The sequence below is a fragment of the Actinomadura sp. J1-007 genome, from assembly GCF_009793335.1.
Classification (GTDB): Bacteria; Actinomycetota; Actinomycetes; order Streptosporangiales; family Streptosporangiaceae; genus Spirillospora; species Spirillospora yumaensis.
Window position 1 is genome coordinate 975,123 of record NZ_WING01000002.1, and the last position, 21,834, is coordinate 996,956.

18 protein-coding genes and 1 pseudogene are annotated in these 21,834 nt (G+C 74.6%); 5 read left to right on the forward strand and 14 right to left on the reverse strand.

What is annotated here, in order from left to right:
* The first annotated feature begins 154 nt into the window (after nt 1-154).
* Both GEV43_RS38425 and GEV43_RS38430 read left to right on the forward strand, forming a co-directional pair.
* The gene (locus tag GEV43_RS38425; RefSeq protein ID WP_309240159.1) at nt 155-1,429 is read left to right on the forward strand and encodes an acyltransferase; all 1,275 of its coding nucleotides are present in this window, start codon (nt 155-157) and stop codon (nt 1,427-1,429) included.
* Nucleotides 1,430-1,732: 303 nt separating this feature from the next.
* Nucleotides 1,733-2,194, forward strand: a complete 462-nt coding sequence (locus GEV43_RS38430; RefSeq protein WP_160825581.1) for a hypothetical protein — start codon at nt 1,733-1,735, stop codon at nt 2,192-2,194.
* Nucleotides 2,195-2,322: 128 nt separating this feature from the next.
* Here the strand turns inward: GEV43_RS38430 and GEV43_RS48580 are convergent, their stop codons facing one another.
* From GEV43_RS48580 to GEV43_RS38470, 9 genes are all read right to left on the reverse strand, one after another.
* A complete protein-coding gene (locus GEV43_RS48580) occupies nt 2,323-2,877 on the reverse strand; it encodes a LamG-like jellyroll fold domain-containing protein (RefSeq protein ID WP_206681574.1) in 555 nt (184 codons plus the stop codon).
* Nucleotides 2,859-3,317: a hypothetical protein gene (locus tag GEV43_RS48585; RefSeq protein ID WP_206681575.1), complete on the reverse strand. Its 459-nt coding sequence runs from the start codon at nt 3,315-3,317 to the stop codon at nt 2,859-2,861. Before GEV43_RS48585 ends, GEV43_RS48580 begins: the two co-directional genes overlap by 19 nt.
* 59 nt (nt 3,318-3,376) lie before the next feature.
* On the reverse strand, nt 3,377-5,467 hold the full coding sequence (locus GEV43_RS38440) for a sorbosone dehydrogenase family protein (RefSeq protein ID WP_160825582.1): 2,091 nt from the start codon (nt 5,465-5,467) through the stop codon (nt 3,377-3,379).
* A 127-nt stretch (nt 5,468-5,594) separates the two neighbouring features.
* The gene (locus tag GEV43_RS38445; RefSeq protein WP_160825583.1) at nt 5,595-6,395 is read right to left on the reverse strand and encodes a sugar phosphate isomerase/epimerase; all 801 of its coding nucleotides are present in this window, start codon (nt 6,393-6,395) and stop codon (nt 5,595-5,597) included.
* The gene (locus GEV43_RS38450) at nt 6,392-7,480 is read right to left on the reverse strand and encodes a dihydrodipicolinate synthase family protein (protein ID WP_194252552.1); all 1,089 of its coding nucleotides are present in this window, start codon (nt 7,478-7,480) and stop codon (nt 6,392-6,394) included. The genes GEV43_RS38445 and GEV43_RS38450 overlap by 4 nt, the downstream gene beginning before the upstream one ends.
* A 44-nt stretch (nt 7,481-7,524) precedes the next feature.
* Nucleotides 7,525-8,676 carry a Gfo/Idh/MocA family protein gene (locus GEV43_RS38455; protein ID WP_160825585.1) on the reverse strand — a complete coding sequence of 384 codons (1,152 nt, stop codon included), beginning with the start codon at nt 8,674-8,676 and terminating at the stop codon, nt 7,525-7,527.
* A gap of 51 nt (nt 8,677-8,727) precedes the next feature.
* Nucleotides 8,728-9,537, reverse strand: a complete 810-nt coding sequence (locus GEV43_RS38460) for an ABC transporter ATP-binding protein (RefSeq protein WP_206681576.1) — start codon at nt 9,535-9,537, stop codon at nt 8,728-8,730.
* A gap of 34 nt (nt 9,538-9,571) precedes the next feature.
* On the reverse strand, nt 9,572-10,591 hold the full coding sequence (locus tag GEV43_RS38465; RefSeq protein ID WP_160825587.1) for an ABC transporter substrate-binding protein: 1,020 nt from the start codon (nt 10,589-10,591) through the stop codon (nt 9,572-9,574).
* 265 nt (nt 10,592-10,856) lie between these two features.
* On the reverse strand, nt 10,857-11,726 hold the full coding sequence (locus GEV43_RS38470; RefSeq protein WP_160825588.1) for an ABC transporter permease: 870 nt from the start codon (nt 11,724-11,726) through the stop codon (nt 10,857-10,859).
* Between the two features lie 137 nt (nt 11,727-11,863).
* On the opposite strand from GEV43_RS38470, the gene GEV43_RS38475 reads away from it, so the two are divergent.
* Nucleotides 11,864-12,922, forward strand: a complete 1,059-nt coding sequence (locus tag GEV43_RS38475; RefSeq protein WP_160825589.1) for a LacI family DNA-binding transcriptional regulator — start codon at nt 11,864-11,866, stop codon at nt 12,920-12,922.
* Between the two features lie 48 nt (nt 12,923-12,970).
* Nucleotides 12,971-14,110: a mandelate racemase/muconate lactonizing enzyme family protein gene (locus GEV43_RS38480; protein WP_160825590.1), complete on the forward strand. Its 1,140-nt coding sequence runs from the start codon at nt 12,971-12,973 to the stop codon at nt 14,108-14,110.
* 31 nt (nt 14,111-14,141) lie between these two features.
* On the opposite strand, the gene GEV43_RS38485 is transcribed toward GEV43_RS38480, so the two are convergent.
* Complete coding sequence (locus GEV43_RS38485; protein ID WP_160825591.1) at nt 14,142-15,122, reverse strand: GlxA family transcriptional regulator; 981 nt, start codon at nt 15,120-15,122, stop codon at nt 14,142-14,144.
* A gap of 521 nt (nt 15,123-15,643) precedes the next feature.
* On the opposite strand from GEV43_RS38485, the gene GEV43_RS38490 reads away from it, so the two are divergent.
* On the forward strand, nt 15,644-16,111 hold the full coding sequence (locus GEV43_RS38490; RefSeq protein ID WP_160825592.1) for a hypothetical protein: 468 nt from the start codon (nt 15,644-15,646) through the stop codon (nt 16,109-16,111).
* Nucleotides 16,112-16,144: 33 nt separating this feature from the next.
* Here GEV43_RS38490 and GEV43_RS38495 read toward each other — a convergent pair whose 3' ends face one another.
* The 4 genes and pseudogenes from GEV43_RS38495 to GEV43_RS52260 all read right to left on the reverse strand — a co-directional run.
* Nucleotides 16,145-16,957 (reverse strand): SAM-dependent methyltransferase, encoded by an 813-nt coding sequence (locus GEV43_RS38495; protein ID WP_160825593.1) that lies wholly within the window; start codon nt 16,955-16,957, stop codon nt 16,145-16,147.
* Nucleotides 16,958-17,045: 88 nt separating this feature from the next.
* A complete protein-coding gene (locus GEV43_RS38500; RefSeq protein WP_160825594.1) occupies nt 17,046-17,792 on the reverse strand; it encodes an SDR family oxidoreductase in 747 nt (248 codons plus the stop codon).
* 95 nt (nt 17,793-17,887) lie between these two features.
* Nucleotides 17,888-18,328: a phosphopantetheine-binding protein gene (locus GEV43_RS56695; RefSeq protein ID WP_375539140.1), complete on the reverse strand. Its 441-nt coding sequence runs from the start codon at nt 18,326-18,328 to the stop codon at nt 17,888-17,890.
* Nucleotides 18,317-21,657 (reverse strand): annotated as a pseudogene (locus GEV43_RS52260) (amino acid adenylation domain-containing protein); the annotation flags it as partial. The pseudogene GEV43_RS52260 and the gene GEV43_RS56695, both read right to left, overlap by 12 nt.
* Between the last annotated feature and the right edge of the window lie 177 nt (nt 21,658-21,834).

Consider the following 21,834-nt stretch of genomic DNA (forward strand, 5'->3'; position numbering starts at 1 on the left):
CCCTCGCGCTCCCCACATCCCACCGCCCGACGCCATCGCCGGTCAACCCGTCCTCCCACCGTACGGACGGCCCAGGCGGGGGCGCGGCGGAGGGCGTCGAATTCGGGCAGGTTTCGCTATGTCCGGATTGTGGTGATCGGCCTAGTCTGGCGCGGTGCCTCCACCCCCGGCCGACGCGCCGGCCGCGCCCGCGGTCCGGCTCGCGTGGCTGGACGCGCTGCGGGGCTGGGCCGCGCTGCTGGTGGCGCTGCACCACGCGAGCTACGCCTACCTGCCGTCCGCGCGGGCGGCGCTGGTCGGCGTGTTCGACCCCGGCTGGTACGGCGTGCTGGTGTTCTTCCTGGTCAGCGGGTACATCGTGCCGGCCTCGCTGGAACGGCACGGCAGCGTCCGCCGGTTCTGGCTCGGCCGGTTCTTCCGCATCTACCCGCTGCTGGCGGTGGCGTGCCTGCTGGCGGTCATGCCGTTCCTGCTCGGCCTGCGGGGGCTGCGCGCCGGGCTGGAGCGGTACGACCCGGTCACGGCCGTGCTGGCGCACCTGACCATGTTGCAGGACCTACTGGCCGTTCCGAACGCCATGAACGTGCTGTGGACCCTCTCGTACGAGATGGCGTTCTACCTGCTGGTCGTCGCGCTGTTCGTGGTCGGCGGGCGCGCGTGGACGGGCCGGGCCGCCGTCGGGCTCGCCGTGGCGGCGCTCGTGGCGGGCGGTGCGCTGCCCACGGTGCTGCTGTCCGGCGCCTGGCGGACCGAGGCGGTGGTCGCCGTCGCCGCCGCCGCGCTCTCGGCGACGCTGGCCGCGGCGATGACGGACCGTTCCGGCCCCACCGCCGCGGGCGGGCTGCTGGGCGGCGTCCTCGCCGTCGCGCTCGTGGCGCTGAACAGCAGGATCGGCGCCTGGGAAGGGCTGGCCATCCTCGCGGTCATGTTCACCGGCACCGTGGTGTACCGGATCGAGCACCGCCAGGTCACCGGGCGCGCGGCGGCCCTCACCGTCGCCGCCGTCCTCGCGGCGGTCCTCGCGGCGGGCGCGCTCAACGCCGGCGCGGACGCGACCGGCCCGTGGCTCTGGCGGGCCCGGCTGGTCTGGACGGGCGCGGTGGCGATGGCCGCCGTGACGTTCGCGGCGGGCTGGCGGCTCCGGGACGTGCGCTTCCCGCGCTGGGCGGTCGGGCTCGGCACCGTGAGCTTCTCGGTCTACCTCCTGCACCCGCTGCTGCTGATGGTGTCGATCCAGTTCGCGGGCACCACCGGACGGGACGATCCGGTGGCGCTGGCCGTGTTCGTCGTGGTCCTGCTGGCGGCGTCCTGGGCCGCGCACCGCTGGATCGAGGCCCCGGCGCAACGGCTGGGACGCCGACTCTCGCGTTCCGCGCCGTCCGGGCGACAGGCCCCGCCGCCCGCCCCCGTCGCGATGCCGCTGGACTGAGCCGTACGGGACGCGTCCCGCCCGCCGGACGCGCCCGCCGAACGGGTATGTGCAGAGCACCGCCGCCCACGGCAGTGGGACGCCACCCCGGCGGACGGCACGCACGACGACAAGGCGAACCGACCACGCCGCGACGCTGCGAACCGCCTTAGGGGTACGGCAACGCGGCGAAACGCGGCACGACGACTCGGCGGCACGACACCATGGCGGTACGGCGAACCGGTGGCACGGTGAGACGGCGGCGCCCCGCGCGGCACGGCGGTACGACGGTACGGCGGCATGACGACATCTGGAGGCGGTGCGATGAGTGAGGTGCCCAACGTTCACGACTGCGAACGGCTCGTGCTGCCCGGTGGCGGCGAGGCCGACATCGACGTGGAGATCGTCCCCTTCGTCCGCGCGGTGTGGGCGCTCGGCCTCGCCACCGGCGGGTGCTGCCAGGACCTCGGCGAGTCCATCGCGGCCAACGGGACGTGGACCGAGGAGGTCCGCGCCCGCCACTCCGGCTACTACCTGGGCCAGGCGTGGGTGAAGATGCCCGTTGACGACGCGTCGGAGCTGCTCGGGGTCCTCGCCGCGCACCCGTCCTTCGACGGGCGGCGGCTCCGGCGCTGGACCAGCCCCGGAGCCTGGGAGAACTACGTCTACCTCCTGCCCGACGACGACGGGTTCGGCCTCGCCTCCTGGGCGCACCTGCACTTCCCCAAACGGCAGATCGGCGAGGTGGCCGCCCTGCTGGAGGACGTCCGCCGGAGCCGCTTGTAGGGGCCGTCCGGTTCAGCGTCTGGCCTGCTGGGGGACGTTCGCCGGGGCCGCTTGTAGGGTGCCGTCCGGTTCGGCGTCTGGCTCGCTGGGGGACGTTCGCCGGCGGCGCTTGCAAGGCGTCGCTCGGCTCAGCGTCCGGCGAAGCGGTACTGGAGGCGGGCCTCGCGGTCGCTGATGGTGCGGTCGAGGAACATCAGGCCGTCCATCCGGCAGTTGCACGGGTTGCCCTCGCGCGTGTTCTGCGGGTAGCTACCGCCGATCTTGATGCCGCGGGGGACGGTGGAGGACGCGGCGTCGGGTTCGGGCGCGCCCTCCAGCTTCCACGGGTCGCCGCCGACCGTCAGGAAGCCCGGCAACGGCCGCCCGTTCTTGTAGAGGGCCATGCGGCCGGTGTCGTAGTCGAACGTGGCCGCGAGGTGCACCCAGGTGTTCTGCGGCAGTACGCTGCGCCAGTCCTCGTCCGCCGCGAACGTCTGGGACGCGCCGCCGTCGAGCCTGCGGCCGAGGGCGACGACCCGCAGCGTGCCCGACACCTCGATGACCTCCAGCAGGGCGCGGACGGCGTGGCCCTCGGAGTCGCCCGTGAGGAGCCCGGCGAGGCCCACCGCGTTGTACGTGTCGTCCGGCCTCGCGGTGTTGGAGTTGGGGCTCGGGTTCGTCCCGGTCATCTTGAACCAGCCCATGACGGTGGCGCCGCGCGCGGACCCGAAGGCGCGCAGCGACCGGACGCCGGACGCGGAGTAGACCCCGGCCTTCCAGTCGTCGGCGCTCGGCGCGTCCGGGGTGCGCTGCCCGAGCTGGACGGCGTGCCCCGGCCGTCCCGCACGCGCATCGCGGCGCCGCCGTTGACGAGGTCGATGACCGTTCCGGAGCGGCCGAGGTCGCGTTCGCGCGCCGCGTCGCCGCGCACGGGGTGCTCGAAGTCGTACGAGGCGATCAGATGCTTCCTCAGCGGCGGGAAGACGGCGGCGTTGGCGGATACGGGTGCGGTCGCGCCCGCGAGTGCGGCCGCGTCGGCGGGTGCGGTCGCGCCCGCGCCCGCGGGTGTGGCGGTGGTTGTGGCGAGGGCGGCGGCGGTGAGCAGGGCGGTCGCTAGGGCGGCGGGGGCGCGGCGGATGGGCATGGGTCCTCCTTGCGGGTCCCCGGACGGGCGCGTGCGGCGCCCGTCCGGGGAAGTGGCCGTCAGTTCGCCGGGGTTCCGCGGACCGTGAGGTCGCGGAGCCTGCCGATGTTGTCGAACGAGCCGAAGCCGACCCGCCCGGAGCCGAACGTCCCGTCGAGGGCCGTCATGACCGGGCGGCTCGCGCCGTCCACGTACACCGCGATCTCGCCCGTGCCCGCGCAGTGCGTCACGCGGACGCGGTGCCAGGACGCGTCGGTGATCGACGGCGGCGCGCCGTGCGAGCGGTTCGCGTTCCACTGCTGGTCGATCCGCAGCCGGTCCGCGCCGTTCACCACGAAGATCCCGTTGTGCGGGTAGACGGAGTTGTCGGTGGACAGGTGCGCGTAGTAGAAGTGCGTGTCGTCCCGGTAGCCGAAGACGACGATGACGTCGCGGTCCTTCTGCGCGACGGGCGTGTCGAGCCGCACCTCCGCGTCGATCCGGGCCGAGGCCAGCTCCGGCCCCTTCTTCAGCACCGCGTACTCGAACGGCCGGCGCGGCCCCGGACGCTGCTCGCCCTTCTCCGCGAGGACGACCTCCTTGCCCGGGAACCGCCACTTGGACGGCGTCACCGGCGCCCAGGCCGCGGCGCCAGTCGCGTGCGAGATCCGGTCCGGGCCGGGACGGCACCCGGCGACGCTCTTGGTGCCGACGACCTTCCAGATCTTCCCGTTGGCCTTGGCGAGCAGGTACGGCTCACCGGCGGCGTCCGACCCGTACCGCAGGTCCACGCGCTCGTCGCCCGCGAGCTGCTTCATCGTGACCGGCCTGCCGGACGTGTCGTACGCGGAGAGGGCGTAGATCTGCGCGCGGTGCCGTCCCGCCGGGTCGCGCTTCATCTCCGACTCCTCGGTGTAGAGGAGCCGCCCGTCCACGATGTCGGTGAACAGGTACTTGCCGCGCAGCGCCTGGAGCGCGGACCCGCGGTAGACGTAGCCGCCGGAGATCGCGTGGCCGGTGTCGCTCTTGCAGTCCCAGTCGGCGGGCGGGTCGTGGTCGTACGCGGCGACCGGGTAGTCGTAGCCGTGCTTCGCGTCGTCCGCGGGCAGCGGGTACAGGTGGCAGCGGTCGTCCTTGCGGAACGTGAACGCGCCCTCGCGCTCGCTCCAGCCGATGTTGTCGCCCGCCTTCACCTCGTGGATCGACTCGATCTCGTGCTCGCCGATGTGCGCGAGGAACAGCCGCCTGGAGCCGCCGGTGTCCCAGCTGAACCGGTGCGGGTCGCGCATCCCGTACGCGTAGATCTCGCCGACCCGGCCGGCCTGCCCGGCGAACGGGTTGTCCTTCGGGACGCCGTAGCGGCCGTTCGCGCTGTCGCGGCCCGCCGGGTCGATGCGCAGGATCTTGCCCTGCGGGACGCCGAGGTTCTGCGGGTCGCCGCCGTTGTCGCCGACGTTGCCGTTGCCGCCGTCGCCCACCGACAGGTACAGCTTGCCGTAGTCGGCGGAGCCGGGCCGCGCGTTGGGGTTGAAGTCGATCTGCTGGAGGTTGTGCACGCGCCCGGAGAATCCGATGCGCAGCAGCTCGCGGTGCGTCCCGCTGAACGTCCCCGCCCTCGGGTCGTCGGCCGTCCACTCGTCGATCACGCCGTGGTAGGCCGTCTTCGGCTGCGGCGTGAGGTCGGGCGTCCTGGTCTTCAGCGCCTCGCCCGACTCGACGTGCGCGGTGTAGAACTTCCCGTTGCGCTTGAAGTCCGGGTGGAACGCGACGAACCCGAAGCCCTGCCCGAGCCCGGCCGCCGAGTAGAAGTCGGGGAAGGCGCCCTTGACGTCGAGGTAGACGCGCGGCGTCCTGGTCTTCCCGTCCAGCAGGTACAGGTTGCCGTTCAGGTCGGGCACGTACAGCCGGCCCGACCGGTCGGGCACCTCACCGACGTGGTTGATGCGGTTCCACCGCTTCAGCCGCGGGTCGGTGGGCGGGGCCGACGGCTCCGACTTCGGGAGCTGCGCGACCTCCTTGAGGACGAGGCCGAGGCCGGACGGAGCGGGATCGTCGGGGATCGGGTCGAGGATCGGGGCGTCGTCGCGCACCCGCGCGTCCGCCGCCGGCGCGGCGAGCAGCGCGCCGAGCAGCGCGAGCGTCGCGAGCAGGCACCATCTCAGTCTGGTCATTCCAGCCGTCTCCAAGGGGTGGGTGATGGGGCGAATGCCAGGAAAGCGCTTTCAGTAAGCGCGCTCGGCATGGCTGTTCCGCTCTGCGAGGTTCTCCTGGACATCGCCGGGTGCGGGTGGGAACGGGTTAGAGGACGTGGGATTTGTAGCGGGTCAGGGTGAGGTTGAGGGCTTTCGGGCCGGGCATTGTCCAGAGTTCGTCGTTGAAGATCTCTGCTTCGACTGGGCCCGTGTAGCCCGTCGCTTCCACGGCGGTGCGGAAGCGGCGCAGGTCCACGCAGCCGTCGCCGAGCATGCCGCGGCCGGTGAGGACGCCCTCGGGGAGCGGGGTCACCCAGTCGGCCACCTGGAACAGGGCCAGCCGGTCCTCGGCGCCCGCGCGGGCGATGCCGTCCCAGGCGGCCGGGTCCCACCACAGGTGGTAGGTGTCGATGACGACGCCGACCTGCTCGGGCGGCAGGGGAGCGGCGAGGTCGAGCGCCTGGGCGAGGGTGGAGACCACGCACCGGTCCGAGCAGTACATCGGGTGCAGGGGTTCGATCGCGAGGCGGACGCCGTGCTCGCCCGCGTACGGGGCGAGGGCCGCGAGGGCGTCCGCGACGCGGCTCCGCGCGCCGTCCAGGTCGCGGGACCCCGGCGGCAGACCGCCGCTCACCAGGACCAGGACGGGCGCGCCGAGCGCGGCGGCCTCCTCGACGGCGCGGCGGTTGTCGTCCAGGGCGTCCGGCTCCTGGAAGAAGCCGCCCCGGCACAGGGACGTGACCGCCAGTCCGTGGTCGCGGACGAGCTTGGCGGTACGGGCCGTCCCGTGCTCGGCGACGGGTTCGCGCCACAGGCCGACGCCCGCGACGCCCGCCGCGGCGCAGCCCGCGGCGAGGTCCGGCAGCGGCCAGTGCCGGGTCGTCCACTGGTTGAGGCTGAACATCATGGGGCGACCCCCTGCACGGTGAGCCAGGCGCGCATCCGGTCGGCCGCGAGGCCGGGGTCGGGCAGCAGCCCGGCGGCGTCCGCGAGCCGGAACAGGCGCACCAGGTGCGGGACGGAGCGCGCGGACTCCAGCCCGCCGACCATGCGGAAGTGCCGCTGATGACCGGCCAGCCACGCCAGGAACACCACTCCGGTCTTGTAGTGGAACGTCGGCGCCTCGAACAGGTGCCGGGCGAGCGGGACGGTCGGGGCCAGGATCGCGTCGTACGCGGCGGTGTCGCCCTTGTCCAGGGCCTGGAGCGCAGCGGCGGCGGCGGGCGCGATCGGGTCGAACACCCCGAGCAGAGCGTCGCTGTGCCCGGACGCGTCGCCCCGGATCAGCTCGGGGTAGTGGAAGTCGTCGCCGGTGTAGAGGCGGACGCCGGGCGGCAGCCTGCGCCGCAGCGCGATCTCCCTGTCCGCGTCCAGCAGCGAGATCTTCACCCCGTCGATCCGGTCCGCGTGCGCGGCGATCAGCTCGACCAGCGCGTCGCCGGCGGCGTCCGGGTCGGCCGAGCCCCAGTAGCCCTCCAGCGCCGGGTCGAACATCGGCCCGAGCCAGTGCAGCACGGCCGGGCGCCGGACCTGCGGCAGCAGCCGCCCGTACACCTCGGCGTAGTCGTCCGGCCCGCGCGCGGCGGCGGCCAGGTGCCTGCTGGCCATCAGGACCGGGACGGCGCCGGCCTCCTCCACCACCGCGAGCTGCTCCTCGTACGCCGCGACGATCCCGCCGAGCGGCGCGGGGCAGGGCGGGAGCTGGTCGGTGCCCGCGCCGCAGACGATCCGCCCGCCGCAGGCCGCCGCCTCCCGCCCGCTCCGCGCGATCAGCTCGCGGGTCGCGGGCCAGTCCAGCCCCATGCCCCGCTGCGCGGTGTCCATCGCCTCCGCCACGCCGAGCCCGTACGACCACAGGTGGCGGCGGAACGCCAGGGTCGCGTCCCAGTCGAGCCCGCCGCCGAACGGGTCGGGGACCACGTGCGCGGCGGCGTACGCGACCCGCGAGGAGGGCGGGCCGGGCGGCGGGCCGTACGCGCGCGGCTCGCCCATCGCGTACGGGGCGGGCGCCCCGTCCGCGCCCGGAAGCGCCAGCCTCACGGCGCCAGCTCCGGGACCTCGACGCGGCGGCCCTCGCGCCACGCTCGCAGCCCGAGCTCGGCGAGCTGGACGCCGCGCGCCCCGGCGTGGAAGTCCCAGGGGAACGGCCCGTCGTCCGCCACGTGCAGCAGGAACATCTCCCACTGCGCCTTGAAGCCGTTGTCGAACTCGGTGTTGTCGGGCACCTCCTGCCACTGCGCGCGGAAGTCCTCGGCGGCGGGCAGGTCGGGGTTCCACACCGGCTTCGGCGTCATCGATCGGTGCTGCACCCGGCAGCGCCGCAGCCCGGCGACCGCCGACCCCTCCGTCCCGTCCACCTGGAACTCCACCAGCTCGTCGCGGAACACGCGGGTCGCCCACGAGGAGTTGATCTGCGCGACGATCCCGCCGTCCAGCTCGAAGATCCCGTACGCGGCGTCGTCGGCCGTCGCCGCGTACGGCTTGCCCTCCTCGTCCACCCGCTCCGGCAGGTGCGTCGCGCCGAGGGCCTGGACGGAGCGCACGGGCGCGACGACGCCGTCCAGCACGTACCGCCAGTGGCAGAACATGTCGAGGATGATGCCGCCGCCGTCCTCGGACCGGTAGTTCCAGCTCGGGCGCTGCGCCTCCTGCCAGTCGCCCTCGAACACCCAGTAGCCGAACTCGCCGCGCACCGACAGGATCCGCCCGAAGAACCCGCCGTCCACGAGCCGCTTCAGCTTCAGCAGGCCCGGCAGGAACAGCTTGTCCTGGACGACCCCGTGCTTCACCCCCGCGTCGCGCGCGAGCCGTGCGAGGGCGAGCGCCTCCGCCAGGTCCTCCGCGAGCGGCTTCTCGGTGTAGACGTGCTTGCCCGCCGCGATGGCCGCGCGGATCGCGCCGACCCTCGCCCCGGTGACCTGCGCGTCGAAGTAGACCTCGACGCCCGGCCGCGCGAGCGCGTCCGCGAGGTCGGTCGTCCAGGCGGTGAGCCCGTGCCGTTCGGCGAGGTCGCGCAGCTTCGCCTCGGACCGGCCGACGAGCACCGGCTCGGGCCAGAGCACGGTGCCGTCCGTCGCGCGCAGCCCGCCCTGCTCCCGGATCGCGAGGATCGAGCGGAGGAGGTGCTGGCGGTACCCCATCCGCCCGGTGACGCCGTTCATGACGATCCCGATGGACCTGCGTGCCATCCCGTTCCTTCCCAGCCTGTCGTGTGTTCGGATGCGGCCGACCGTTCGGACTCAGTCGGCCGCCGCGCCCGCCCCGAGCAGCGTGCGCACGCGGTTGGTCACGCGCGCGAACTCGGGGCGCGCCATGGTCTCGGCGTAGTCCCGCTCGGCCGGCAGCCCGACGTCGATGACCTCGGCGACCGTGCCCGGCCGGTCGCTCATCACCACGACCCGGTTCGCCAGGTACGCGGCCTCGGCGACCGAGTGCGTGACCAGCAGGACGGTCGTGCCCGTCTCCCGCCAGATGCGGTTCATCTCGATGTTGAGCTGCTCGCGGGTGAGCGCGTCCAGCGCGCCGAACGGCTCGTCCATCAGCAGCACGGGCGGCTCGTGCAGCAGCGCCCGGCACAGCGCGACCCGCTGCTGCATGCCGCCCGACAGCTCGTGCGGCAGCGCGTCCTCGAAGCCGGTCAGCCCGGTCATCGCGATCAGCTCGGCGGTGCGCTCGCGCGCCCGCCCGGACGGCATCCGCCGCATCTCCGCCTGGAGCAGGATGTTGCGGCGGGCGCTGCGCCACTCCAGCAGCGCCGCCCGCTGGAACACGTACCCGATGTCGTGGCGCGGCCCCGCGACGTCCTCGCCGCGCAGCCGCACGGTGCCCGACGACGGCTTCAGCAGCCCCGCCACCAGCTTCAGCAGCGTCGACTTCCCGCACCCGGACGGGCCGACGATCGCGACGAACTCGCCCATCGCGACGTCCAGCGACACGTCCCGCAGCGCGGTGACGTCGCGCCTGCGGCTGCGGAAACGGACGGCCACGTCCTCCACGCGCACGGCGGACTCGCGCCCGGCCCCCCGCGTCCCCGGCTCCGGCCTGCTCATGATCCTCATCGCTCGTCCCGCCCTTCCCGCGCCGTCATCCCCGCGCCGCCGCCTGCGGCGACCAGTACTTCGAGGGCGCCTCGGCCTTGCCGATCACCCCGGCCTGCTTGAACAGCGCGATGGTCTGCTTCCAGTCGTCCTCGGCGTTGACGCCGGGCGCCTTGCCCCGCGTCGACGCGGTGTGCAGCAGCGTCAGCGTCGTCTTGAACTGCTCGGTCAGCACCGGCGCCGGCGGGAGCTGCTCGGACGCCCCGGCCATGCTCGCGACCGCGCCGGCCGGATCGGCCTCGGCCGCCGCCCACGCCTCGCTGGTCGCGGCGACCATCCGCTTGGCGAGGTCGCCGCCGCGCAGCTTGCGCTCCCCGGCCATGAGGCCGTTGGAGTAGAAGTTCAGCCCGAAGTCGGAGTAGCGCAGGTACGACACCTGCTTGCCGGACTTCTGCGCCATCGTCGGGCCCTGGTCGTTGGCGAAGCCGACGAGCCCGTCGGTCTTGCCCGCCATCACCGCGGCGATCTTCCCCGCGGGGTCGGTGTTCTGCATCGGGACGTCGCCCTCGGCGACCCCGTTGCGCTTGAGGAAGACGGGGAACGTGCGCGACAGCGCGTCCCCGGCCGTTCCGGCGATCCTCTTGCCCTTCAGGTCGGCGGGCCGCTTCAGGCCCTTGGACGCGAACGCCTGGACCGACGCGGGCGTGGTCTGGAGGAAGACCCCGACGCTCTTGATCGGCATGCCCTTGTCCACGGCCGCGAGCAGTGCCGGGGTGTCGGCCCAGCCGAAGTCGGTCTGCCCGGCGCCGGTCGCCTGCACGGTCTTCTGCGACCCCTGCCCGGCCTTGATCTCCAGGTCGATGCCGTGCTCTTCGTAGATGCCCTTCTTCTCGCCGTAGTAGAACGGCGCGTGCTCGCCGTACGGGTACCAGTTGAGGGTCAGCGTGACCTTGGTCAGCTTCTTTCCCGAGGCGCTGGTGGTCTCGCCTGAGTCCCCGCCGCAGGCGGCGCTCGCGAGCGCCACGGCCGGGGCCAGGACGGCGGCGGCGAAGGTGCGGAGTTTCATGGGACGGCCTCCGTAAGTGGGGGATGGTCTCGGCCGCTGGTCGGGCCGCCCCGCCGGTCTCACCGGCGGGCGGCTGTCGTGGATGGGGACTCGGAGGGCGCGGGCCGCCGTCGAGCGGCGGGCGCGGGCGGGGGGCCGTCTGCGGCGGGGCCGCCGCCGGGCGGGACGGCCGCCGGGGCGGCCGCCGGTGGGCGACCGGCCGGCGGGTGGCCGCCGGTGGGGGCGGCCGCCGTTGGGGGCGGCCGGCGCCGGGCGGCGGCGCCGGTCAGTAGGTGGTGGTGACCGAGCCGCCTCGGCGGCTGGCGTGCCACGGGAGCAGCAGCTTCTCGGCGACCTCCACCGCGACGAACAGCACGACGCCGATGGCCGACATCACCAGCAGCCCCGCGAACAGCATCGGGGTGTCGAGGTTGCCGTTGGCCTGGAGGATCACGTAGCCGAGCCCCTGGTTCGCGCCCACGAACTCCCCGACGACGGCGCCGGTGACGGCGAGCGTCACCGCGACCTTCAGGCCGGAGAACAGGTGCGGGAGCGACGCGGGCAGCCGGATCTTGGTGAACGTCGCCATCGGGCTCGCGCCCATCGTCGCCGACAGCTCCAGCATCTCGGGGTCCACCGCCTTCAGCCCGGCGACCATGGAGATCACCACCGGGAAGAACGCGATCAGCACCGCCACGACGATCTTGGGGCCGATGCCGAAGCCGAGCCAGACCACGAACAGCGGGGCGATCGCGATCTTGGGGATGACCTGCGCGAACAGCAGGACGGGATAGAGGGTGCGCTCGACGGTGCGCGAGTACACCATGACCACCGCGGCGGCGACCCCGACCACCACGGCGATCGCGAAGCCGAGCAGGGTCTCGTACGTGGTCACCCACGTGTGGTGCCAGATGTAGCCCCACTTGTCGCCGAGCAGCCGCAGCGTCGCGCCGGGCGAGGGCACCAGGTACGCCTCGACCAGCTTGAACGCGGTGATCGCCCACCAGGCGGCGAAGCACGCCGCCAGCAGCGCGACGGGCCGCCAGGTCCGTTCCAGAACGCCCGCGAGCCGCTCGCCCGCGCCGGGACGGCCGCGCTCGACCACTCCCGCCGCGTCCGTCTCCGGCGTCGCGGTCGTCGTGCCCTGACTCACCATGGGTTCCTCCGGGGCGGGTGCTGGGAAAGCGCCTTCAGAAAGCGCTTTCTGGGGTACCGTAGGAACATCGGAGCGGCGCGGTCAAGAGGGTCTGCCACGAAGACCCGCCGCGCGGCCCGCGGATCGAGGGAGCGGCGATGACCGAGGCGGCGCAGGGCCCCCGCGCCGGGGACCGGGCGTACGTGACCTTGCAGGACGTCGCCGGGGCGGCCGGAGTCTCGCTCGCCACCGCCTCCCGCGTCCTCAACGGCACCTCGCAGGTGCGGTCCGACCTGCGCGAGCGGGTGCTGGCCGCCGCCGCCGAGCTGAGCTACACGCCGAACGCGCACGCGCAGGCCCTCGCCAGCGCCTCCAGCAACGCCGTCGGCGTGATCTGCCACGACGTCAGCGACCCCTACTTCGCCGCGATCGCCCGCGGCGTGATGAGCACCGCCGCCGAGCACGGGATGCTCGTCATGCTGGCCAGCACGTTCCGCGACCCGTTCCGCGAGATCGAGTACGTGGCGATGCTGCGCGCCCAGCGGGCCCGCGCGATCCTGCTCATCGGCTCGGGCTTCGAGGACCGCGACTGGGAGACCTCGATGGCCGCCGAGCTGGCCCCCTACCAGCGCACCGGCGGACGCGTCGCCGTCCTCAGCCGGCACCGCAGCCTCAAGGTCGACGCCGTCCTGCCGCGCAACCGGGAGGGCGCCGCCGCCCTCGCCCGCGCCCTGCTCGCCCTCGGCCACCGCGACTTCGCCGTCCTCAGCGGCCCGCGCGCCCTCACCACCGTCTCCGACCGGCTGGCCGGCTTCACCGGCGCGCTCGCCGACGCGGGCGTGGACCTGCCCGCCGACCGGGTGGTCGAGGCCGCCTTCACCCGCGACGGCGGGCACGAGGCGGCGACCGAGCTGCTGCGGCGCGGGCCGTCCCGCCCGACCTGCGTGTTCGCCGTCACCGACGTGATGGCCATCGGCGCGCTCGCCGCGTTCCGCGACCACGGCGTGGACGTGCCCGGCGAGATGTCGCTCGCCGGGTTCGACGACATCCCGATCGTCCGCGACCTGACCCCGCCGCTCACCACCGTCGCGCTGCCGCTCGGCGCGATGGGCGAGCGCGTGATGGGGCTCGTGCTCCGCGAGCCCGGCCGCCGCAGCCGGGTCGAGCGCTTCGACGGCGAGGTCGTCCTGCGCGCCAGCACCGCCCCGCCCCGCTGACCCGCCCGCTGGCCCGCCGCGCAGGTGCCCGTCGTTGGAGGAGGTTCGATGAGGATCGACCGGGTGGAGACGTTCTGCGTCGCGCTGCCGACGCGCCGCTCGTTCGGCGTGTCCGGCGGCGCCGTCGCCGTCGCCGGGCGGCCCAGCCTGCGCGTGCTCGTCAAGGTCAGCGCGGACGGCGCGCACGGCTGGGGCGAGGCCACCCCGATCCCCGCCTGGACGTACGAGACGGCCGAGTCGATCGTCACCACCGTCGACCGCTACCTGGCCCCCGCCGTCCTCGGCCGTCCCGCCTGGGACCTGGACGGGGCGAACGCCGCGTTCGGCCGGGCCGTCAACCGCGGCTTCAGCATCGGCGCGCCGCTCGCCAAGAGTGCCGTGGACGTCGCGCTCAACGACCTGCTCGGGCGGGCGGCGGGCGTCCCGCTCGGGACGCTGTGGGGCGCCCGCCGCCGCGAGGCGGTCGAGCTCGCCTGGGTCGTGTCCGGCGGGTCCCCGGACGAGGTCGCGGACGGCGTCGACGAGGGCCGCGACCTCGGGTACCGCGCGTTCAAGGTCAAGGTCGGGCTGCGGGACGAGGCGTCCGACGCCGCCGTCGTCGCGGCCGTGCGCGGCCGCGCGGGCGACGCCGCGCCGCTGTGGGTGGACGGCAACCAGGGCTACACCGCGCACGCCGCGCTGCGCATGGCCCGCCGCCTGGACGGCCTCGGCGTCACGGCGTTCGAGCAGCCGCTGCCCGCCAACGACGTCGCCGGGCTGCGCCGCCTGCGGGACGCCTGCCCGATCCCCGTCGCGCTGGACGAGAGCCTGCGGCACCCGTCCGACCTCGCGACGTTCGTCCGCCTCGACGCGGTCGACGTCGCCATCGCCAAGGTGCAGCGCAGCGGCGGGCTCACCCTGTCGCGGCGGCTGTGCGGGCTCGCCGAGGACTGCGGCGTCGAGCTGATGGGCTCGGGCCTGACGGACTCCGACGTCGGCCTCGCCGCGTCCCTGCACCTGTTCGCGGCGTACGGGATCGGGACGCCCGTGGACCTCAACGGCCGCCAGTTCGTCGAGTCGCCGTACGCGGCGGCGACCGTCCAGGTCGAGGGCGGCGTCGCCCGCGTTCCGGACGGCCCCGGCCTGGGCGTCGAGGTGGACGAGAAGACCGTCCGCCGCCTGTCCGTGGACGTCCTGACGTCCCGCTGAGCACGCCGCCCGGCCGCCACCGGTTTGCCGCTCAGGCGTTCGCGGCGGAGTGCTCGGGCGGTGCCGCCGGGGCGCCGCGGAACGACGCGCGGTAGGACTGCGGCGTGACGCCGACCACGCGCTTGAACCGTTCGCGGAACGCGGTCGGCGACCCGAACCCGGCCTGCGCCGCGATGCGCTCCACCCCGTGGTCGGTGGTCTCCAGCAGGAACTGCGCCCGCCGCACCCGGGCGCGCAGCAGCCACTGCAACGGCGTGCTGCCGGTCTGCTCCCGGAACCGGCGGCTGAACGTCCGCTCGCTCAGGCCGCTGCGCGCGGCCATCGCCGCCAGGGTGAGGTCGCCGCCGAGGTTGTCCTCGATCCACGCGAGGACGGGTTCCAGCAGCGACCCCCGCGGGACCGGCGGCCGGGTGTGCACGATGAACTGCGCCTGCCCGCCCTCCCGTTCCAGCGGCACCACCGACAGCCGCGCCGCGTCCGCCGCCACCGCCGACCCGAGGTCGCGCCGGACCATGTGCAGGCACAGGTCCAGCCCGGCGGACGCCCCCGCCGAGGTGAGGATCCGGCCGTTGTCGACGTACAGCACGTCCGGCCGGACGTCCACCCGCGGGAACAGCTCCGCCAGCCGGGCGGCGGCGATCCAGTGCGTGGTCGCGCTCAGCCCGTCCAGCAGCCCGGCCGCCGCCAGGGTGAACGCGCCCACGCAGATGGACGCGATCCGGGTGCCCGCCTCCGCCGCCTCGCGCAGCGCGCCGAGCACGTCCGGCCCGGGAGGCGCGGCCCGCTCCGAGCAGCCGGGCACGATGACCGTGTCGGCCTCGCGCAGGGCCTCCAGACCGTACGGCGCGGTCAGGGCGAACGCCTCGCTCTCCACCCGCGGCGCCGCCGCGCACACCCGCACCCGGTACGGCCGGCGGCCGTCCGGCAGCCGGACCCGGCCGAAGACCTCGATCGGAGTCGCCAGGTCGGCCGCGACCACCTGGTCGAGGGCCAGAACCGCCACCGTGTGCATAACGCCACAGTAGCCAGGAAACCGCCATCGCCGGACATGCTGGCCAGGCCATCAGGCCCTCGCGTTCCGGCCGCGTGGCACCGTTGGCCGGAATCCGTTGGAAATTGTCGTTTCCGCCCCTGGGGAACGCCCGAACGCCCGCCCTAGCCTTTTCGGACCCCCTGCCCCAGGCGCGCCGCGTTCCGGCGTGCGGTGAGGCCGCGCGCCCGAAACCGGCCCGCGACCAAACGTAGAAAAGGAGCACCCCATGCCCGCAGCACCCTTGCCTCCCGCAAGAGCCGTACCCCCGCACGAGCCCTGCCTTCCGCGCGTGCCGTGGCGCCTGCGCGTGCCGTGCCTTCCGCGCGTGCCGTGGCGCCTGCGCGTGCCGTGCCTCCCGTGCGAGCCGTATCCCCCGCACGAGCCGTACCCCCCGCACGAGCCATGGCGCCTGCGCGAGCCGTGGCGCCCGCACGAGCCGTCCCCTCGCATGAGCCGTGCCGTCTGCGCGGGGCGGTCGTTTTGAGGGTGGGGTTTGAGCGATGACGAAGTTCTTTCTCGTCCTGCACGTGCTGGCGGCCATCATCGCGATCGGGCCGGTGACCGTGGCGGCCAGCATGTTCCCCGCGGCGGCGCGCCGCGCGATGGCGGACGGGCCGGACGCCGCGTCCCTGGCGTCCGTCCGGCTCCTGCACCGCGTCTGCGTCGTGTACGCGGTGTTCGGGCTGGCCGTCCCGGCGTTCGGGTTCGCCACCGCGAGCAGCCTCGGCGTCCTCGGCGACGCGTGGCTGGTCGCGTCGATCCTGCTCACCGCCGCGGCGGCGGGCGTCCTCGCGCTGCTCGTCCTGCCGCGCCAGAGCGCGATCCTCGCCGGGCTCGGCGGGGCCGGCGAGCCGGTCGAGCGGAGCGCCACCGCCCGGCTGGCGATGATGACCGGCGTGTTCAACCTGCTCTGGGCGGTCGTGACCATCCTGATGATCGTCCGCCCCGGGTCCACGACCGGCGCCTGACACCGCCGCGCCGGACGGCGCGCCGCTCGCGGGTCAGGCGGCCGGGACGATCGCCACGCCGGCGTAGTGGGGGACCTCCGGCTCCGGCCAGGGGGACGGGTCGGGACGCCAGAGCGAGCAGGACACCACGCCGGGGTCCACCAGCCGCGTCCCGGCGAACAGCGCCTCGATCCGTTCGGGCGAACGGGCGCAGATCGGGGTGCCGCCGCGTTCCATCACGGTCCGCACGGCCCGGCGCATGGCCTCGCCGTCGAGCTGGTCGGTGGTGGCGTCGCAGGTGTGCGAGATGACCAGGCGGCTGCCCGGGGCGAGCCGTTCCACGATCCGGGAGACGATCAGCGCGGCCTCGCCGTCGTCCAGGATGTGGTTGAGGACGCCGAGGAGCATCAGCGCGATCGGGCGCTCGAAGTCCAGCGTCCGGGACGCCTCGGCCAGCACCGCCGCGGTGTCGCGGATGTCGGCCTCGACGTAGTCGCACGCGCCTTCCGGCGTGCCGCGCAGCAGCGCCTGGGCGTGCAGGAGCACGAGGGGGTCGTTGTCGACGTAGACGATGCGCGCGGAGGGGTCCACCCGCTGCGCGACCTCGTGGGTGTTGTCGACGGTCGGCAGTCCCGTGCCGAGGTCGAGGAACTGCGTGATCCCGTCGGCGAGCACGTGCCGGACCGCGCGGCCGAGGAACGCGCGGTCCTGCTTCGCCGACACCGCGATGCCGGGGAGCACGCGCAGGACCGCGTCGCCGGCCTCGCGGTCCACCGGGTAGTTCTCCTTGCCGCCGAGCCAGTAATCCCAGATCCGGGCGGAATGCGGCACGCTCGTGTCGATCTCCGGCCGCGCGTCGTTGGACATGAGGCTGCTCCCGTACGAGGGGGGACGATCATCGGCCTCCATCATGGCCGAGCCGGGGCGCCGTCCGTCCCGCGCGGGCCCGGACCGGTCAGCGCCTGAGGGAGAGCCAGCGGTTGCCGGGGCCCTTCAGGCCGAGCCACAGGCCGCCGTTGACGTCGATGACCTGCCCGGTGATCCAGCGCGCGTCGTCGGAGGCGAGGAACGCGACGACGTCGGCGATGTCGGCGGCGCGCCCGATCCGGCCGAGCGCGGTGAACCGGCCGACCGCCTCGGCGGCGCCGTCGTCCAGCCAGCTCGTCATCCCGGTCTCGGTGAGGCCAGGCGCGACGGTGTTGACGGTGATGCCGCGCTCGCCCACGGTGTTGGCGAGGACGCGTCCCATGACGTCGATCGCGCCCTTGGACATGGCGTACGCGAAGTCGCCCAGCGCCATCCGCGTGGAGCCCGACGAGATGTTGACGACGCGCCCTCCGTCCGGCATCAGCGCCAGCGCCCGCTGCACGATGAAGAACGGCGCCCGGACGTTGACGGCGAAGACCCGGTCGAACTCCTCCGGGCCGATGTCCTCCCGTCCGGCGCTGAGCATGGCGGCGTTGTTGACGACGATGTCGAGCGCGTCCACGCGTTCCTCGATCTGCGCGAAGAGGGAGTCGAGGCCGTCGTCGCCGCCGAGGTCGGCGCGGACCGCGAACGCCAGGCCGCCGCCCCGTTCGATCGCCGCGACCGTGTCCTTGGCCGCCGTCTCGCTGCTGCGGTAGTGGACGGCGACGCGGGCGCCGTCCGCCGCCAGCCGTTCGGCGATGGCCCGCCCGATGCCCCGCGACGCCCCTGTCACCAGGGCCGTCGTGCCCGCCAGGTCCGCCGTGCGGATCCTCCTCGTCCGGGACGGCCTCCTGCCGTTCCCCCTCCGGACGCGTCCGCGCCTGCCGCTCACCGCGTGCCCTCCGTTCCGTCTCGCCCGTCCGGCCGGTTCCGCCGCGCCCGCACCGCTCCCAGCCGGGCGCGTCCGGCGCGCCGGTCCCCGGCCGCCGGCATGTCCGGCCGGAACGCGTCGCCCGCGCGCTCGCCGCCGTCGATGCGCCCCGCCAGCGAACGGACGGTCGGGTGCCGGAAGAGGTCGAGGAGCGGAGGGGCGTGCCCGAGCGCCTCCGCGAGCCGGTCGCGCACCCGGTGGACGAGCATGGAGTGCCCGCCGAGGTCGAAGAAGTTGTCGCGCACGCCCACGTCCGGCAGGTCCAGCACCTCCGCCCAGATCCCCGCGACGACGCGTTCGGTGTCCGTCGCCGGGGGCTCGCGCGTGGCCCGCTCGGACGGCTCGGCGGGCGGCGGCAGCGCGCCGGCGTCGATCTTGCCGTTGGGCTTGAGCGGCATCCGGTCCACCCGCACGTACGCGGCGGGGACCATGAACTTCGGCAGCTCCCGTTCGAGGTGCCGGCGCAGGTCGGTGGGCGACGGGACGTCCGCGCCCGCGCCCGGTGCCAGATGGGCGACCAGCCGCCGCCCGCCGCCGGGCCCGTCGTCGCGGACGCTGACGTGCGCCTGCCCGACCGCCGGATGCCGGACCAGCGCGGCCTCGATCTCGCCCGGCTCGACCCGGTTGCCGCGCAGCTTGATCTGCGCGTCCGTACGGCCCAGGAACGCGATCCGGCCGTCCGGCAGGAACCGGGCCAGGTCGCCCGTGCGGTAGAGCCGCCCGCCCGGCTCCCCGCCGAACGGGTCCGGGACGAACCGTTCGGCGGTGAGGCCCGGCCGCCCCAGGTAGCCGCGCGCCACGCCGGGACCGCCGAGGTACAGCTCGCCCCGGCCGCCCGGCGGGACGGGCCGGAGCCGCTCGTCGAGGATGTAGACGGCGGCGGACGCCACCGGCCTGCCGATGTCGGGCGGCGGCTCGCCCGGCCCGCCGGGGTCGCCCGGCCCGCGGGGCCGCACGGTGCCCGCCGTCGCGATCACCGTGTCCTCCGTCGGGCCGTACGCGAGCCGCACGGTGAACGGGACGGACGGGCCGGGGCGGCGCCGGAAGACCTCGCCGCCGGTCTGGAGCGAGCGCAGCGCCGCGTCCCGCGGCCAGGGGAGGTCGAGCAGCGGCGCGGTGAGCGCCGGAGGCAGCGCCGCCACCGCGATCCGGTGCTCCAGCAGCCAGTCCCGGAGCCGCCGCGGGACAGGCGCGTCTCCTCGTCCGCGGCGCACACGCACGCCCCGGCGGTGAGCGCGGGCCAGACGTCCATGACCGAGGCGTCGAAGCCGGGCGCGTTGGCCATGGCGACCCGGTCGCCGGGCGACAGCCCGTACTCCCGCCTGTACCAGCCGGTGTAGTTCGCCAGGGCCGCGTGCTCGACCATCACGCCCTTGGGCCGTCCCGTGGAACCGGAGGTGAACATCACGTACGCCAGGTTGCGCGAGCACGCGCCGCCACGCTCCGTTCTCGCGGTGGCGGCCGTCGGGCACGAGCCGGAGGCGAACGGGTCCAGAGGCACGGGCCGCGCCGCCTCCGGGACCCGGCGCACGCGTTCGGCCGTCGTCACGACGAGCCCGCAGCCCGCGTCCGCGCAGAGCCGGGTCAGCCGGGCGGGCGGATCGTCCGGATCGAGCGGGAGGTACGCCGCGCCCGCCTTCAGCACGCCGAGTTCGGCCACCACCAGCGCCGCGCCGCGCGGCAGCAGCACGCCGACCACCCGGTCCGGCCCGGCCCCCAGGTTCCGCAGGCACGCGGCCAGCCCGTCCGCCCGGCCGTCGAGCTGCGCGTACGTCAGCGCCCCGTCCCCGTCGCGGACGGCCTCCGCGTCCGGGACGGCCCGCGCCCGGCGCTCCACGGAGTCGTGCACGAGAGGTTCGGGCGGCGGAGCGGCCGTGTCGCCGCGCCACCGCGTGAGGATCCGCCGCCGCTGGTCCGCGCCGAGCAGCGGCAGGTCCGCCAGCCGTACGCCCGGATCGGCGAGCGCGCCCGCCAGCAGGCGGAGGTAGCAGCCGAGCATCCGGCGCATGGTGGCGGCGTCGAACGCCTCGACGTCGTACTCCCAGAGCAGGGAGAGCCCGTCGCCCCCGTCCCGCAGGACCACGTCGAGGTCCGCGTGCGCGCCCGACCCGGCGCGTTCGGCGACCCGCGCGGGCCTGCCGGCGAAGTCGACGCGCGAGGGCAGGCTCGCGTTCCGGCTGAACGCCACCCGCGCCGGCGGGCGGGAGCGCTCGCGGGGGTTCACCACCCTGGCCAGCTCGGGGAACGGGAACTCCCGGTTGGCCTCCGCGCCGAGCACGACGGCGTCCACCCGCCGGACCAGCTCCCGGAACGGAGGGTCGCCGCCGAGGTCGCAGCGCAGCACGACCGTGTTGCCGAACGCGCCGAGCAGGCGCTCGGTCCCCGGGGCGCTGCGGTCCGCGAACCGCGTGGCGGCGCAGAGGTCCGTCGCGCCGCCGTACCGGTGCAGCAGCGCCGCGAACGCGGCGAACGCGACCGTGAACGGGCCCGCCCCCTCCCGGTGGCACACGCACGAGAGCGCCGCGCGCAGCTCGTCGGGCAGGACGGCGTGGATCGTCTCCCGGCGTGGGCCGCAGGCGGGCGGGCACGTGTCGCGCACCGGCAGGTACGGCGGTGCCGGAGGATCGGCGAGGCGTTGCCGCCAGTAGGCGAGCTGGGCCCGCATCGCCTTCGACCCCGCCGCCTCCCGCTGCCACGCGGCGTAGTCGCCGTACTGGAGCGGCGGCTCGTCCAGCGGCGGCCCCTCGCCCCGCGCGAACGCGCCGTACAGCGCCGCGAGCTCGGTCAGGAGGATGCCGGTCGACCAGCCGTCGTGGACCGCCGGATGGCCGGTGACGACGATCTCGTGCTCGTCCGGCCCCCGCCGTACCAGCGCCCAGCGCATCAGCGGCAGCCGCGCCAGGTCGAACGGCCGCCCCGGCGCCACGCAGCCGGAACGCTCCGCGCCACCCGACCGCTCCGCGCCACCTGGACGGACCGTGGCGTCCGGACGGACCGGGCCGTCCGCGCAACCCGCACGGGCCGCGCCGCCGCCGCCAAGGTCGATCTCCGTGAGGTCGACCGGCCCCGGCGGGTGCACCACCTGGTAGGCCCGTCCGCCGTCCTCGCGGCACGTCGTGCGCAGCACCTCGTGGCGCCGGACCACCTCGGTGACGGCCCGGCGCAGGACCGCGGCGTCGAGCGGCCCGCCGACCCGGACCGTCGTACGCGTGGGCCGGACGGCACCGCGCGCGGCGGCGGACCACATCCATTCCTGCTGGTGGCTCAGCGGCGTGAACGACCGTTCGGCCGCCGCGAGCGGCGGGAGGGAGCGATTCACTTCCGGAACTGGAATCGAGTTCATCGTTGGAGCCACTTTGACGATCGGGAGCGGGGGATTTGACACGATCGGTTGCGGCGCTTCACCCGAACTATAATGATCAGCGAACCGGCGGCCAGCCCGCTGGCCGTAAACGGTCACCGGTGTTGCCCGCGGCCCGTAACCGGTGATCTGTTGGGAAGGAATCCGTGCCCGCACTGATTCGGCCGGCACGCGACCGCATTTCCCGCCGGAACGGGCCGTCCTGACCGCCGGCCACCAGTCGGTGCCCCCAAAACGGCTGCTCGCCGTGCTGATCAGGCACGATGTCGAATGGCGCGGCCAACAGTTTTCGGACGGCCCCTCGCCCGAAAACCGAACGACCGGCGGCCCCCACCGCGAAATTGGTTGCCCGCGCAATAGGGACATGGGCGAACTTCAAAACCCGGTCAATTCGCTGACCCATTGCCGTAACCCCTCACCCTCCGGTCGGGACGCTGCACGTCCGGTCGCCGCCCCGCCAACGCGACGCCCGCCGACACGCTCATGTGTGCTTTGTCACAACGCGCCGCCGACGTGGGATGTGTCACGCACGCCCGCCATTTC

What these genes read in the sequence shown, in the direction of transcription:
- GEV43_RS38430 (WP_160825581.1), top strand. Translation starts at nt 1,733, where the DNA reads ATGAGTGAGGTGCCCAACGTTCACGACTGCGAACGGCTCGTGCTGCCC.
- GEV43_RS48580 (WP_206681574.1), bottom strand. Translation starts at nt 2,877, where the DNA reads ATGGGCTGGTTCAAGATGACCGGGACGAACCCGAGCCCCAACTCCAAC.
- GEV43_RS48585 (WP_206681575.1), bottom strand. Translation starts at nt 3,317, where the DNA reads ATGCCCATCCGCCGCGCCCCCGCCGCCCTAGCGACCGCCCTGCTCACC.
- GEV43_RS38440 (WP_160825582.1), bottom strand. Translation starts at nt 5,467, where the DNA reads ATGACCAGACTGAGATGGTGCCTGCTCGCGACGCTCGCGCTGCTCGGC.
- GEV43_RS38445 (WP_160825583.1), bottom strand. Translation starts at nt 6,395, where the DNA reads ATGATGTTCAGCCTCAACCAGTGGACGACCCGGCACTGGCCGCTGCCG.
- GEV43_RS38450 (WP_194252552.1), bottom strand. Translation starts at nt 7,480, where the DNA reads ATGGGCGAGCCGCGCGCGTACGGCCCGCCGCCCGGCCCGCCCTCCTCG.
- GEV43_RS38455 (WP_160825585.1), bottom strand. Translation starts at nt 8,676, where the DNA reads ATGGCACGCAGGTCCATCGGGATCGTCATGAACGGCGTCACCGGGCGG.
- GEV43_RS38460 (WP_206681576.1), bottom strand. Translation starts at nt 9,537, where the DNA reads ATGAGCAGGCCGGAGCCGGGGACGCGGGGGGCCGGGCGCGAGTCCGCC.
- GEV43_RS38465 (WP_160825587.1), bottom strand. Translation starts at nt 10,591, where the DNA reads ATGAAACTCCGCACCTTCGCCGCCGCCGTCCTGGCCCCGGCCGTGGCG.
- GEV43_RS38470 (WP_160825588.1), bottom strand. Translation starts at nt 11,726, where the DNA reads ATGGTGAGTCAGGGCACGACGACCGCGACGCCGGAGACGGACGCGGCG.
- GEV43_RS38475 (WP_160825589.1), top strand. Translation starts at nt 11,864, where the DNA reads ATGACCGAGGCGGCGCAGGGCCCCCGCGCCGGGGACCGGGCGTACGTG.
- GEV43_RS38480 (WP_160825590.1), top strand. Translation starts at nt 12,971, where the DNA reads ATGAGGATCGACCGGGTGGAGACGTTCTGCGTCGCGCTGCCGACGCGC.
- GEV43_RS38485 (WP_160825591.1), bottom strand. Translation starts at nt 15,122, where the DNA reads ATGCACACGGTGGCGGTTCTGGCCCTCGACCAGGTGGTCGCGGCCGAC.
- GEV43_RS38490 (WP_160825592.1), top strand. Translation starts at nt 15,644, where the DNA reads ATGACGAAGTTCTTTCTCGTCCTGCACGTGCTGGCGGCCATCATCGCG.
- GEV43_RS38495 (WP_160825593.1), bottom strand. Translation starts at nt 16,957, where the DNA reads ATGTCCAACGACGCGCGGCCGGAGATCGACACGAGCGTGCCGCATTCC.
- GEV43_RS56695 (WP_375539140.1), bottom strand. Translation starts at nt 18,328, where the DNA reads ATGCCGCTCAAGCCCAACGGCAAGATCGACGCCGGCGCGCTGCCGCCG.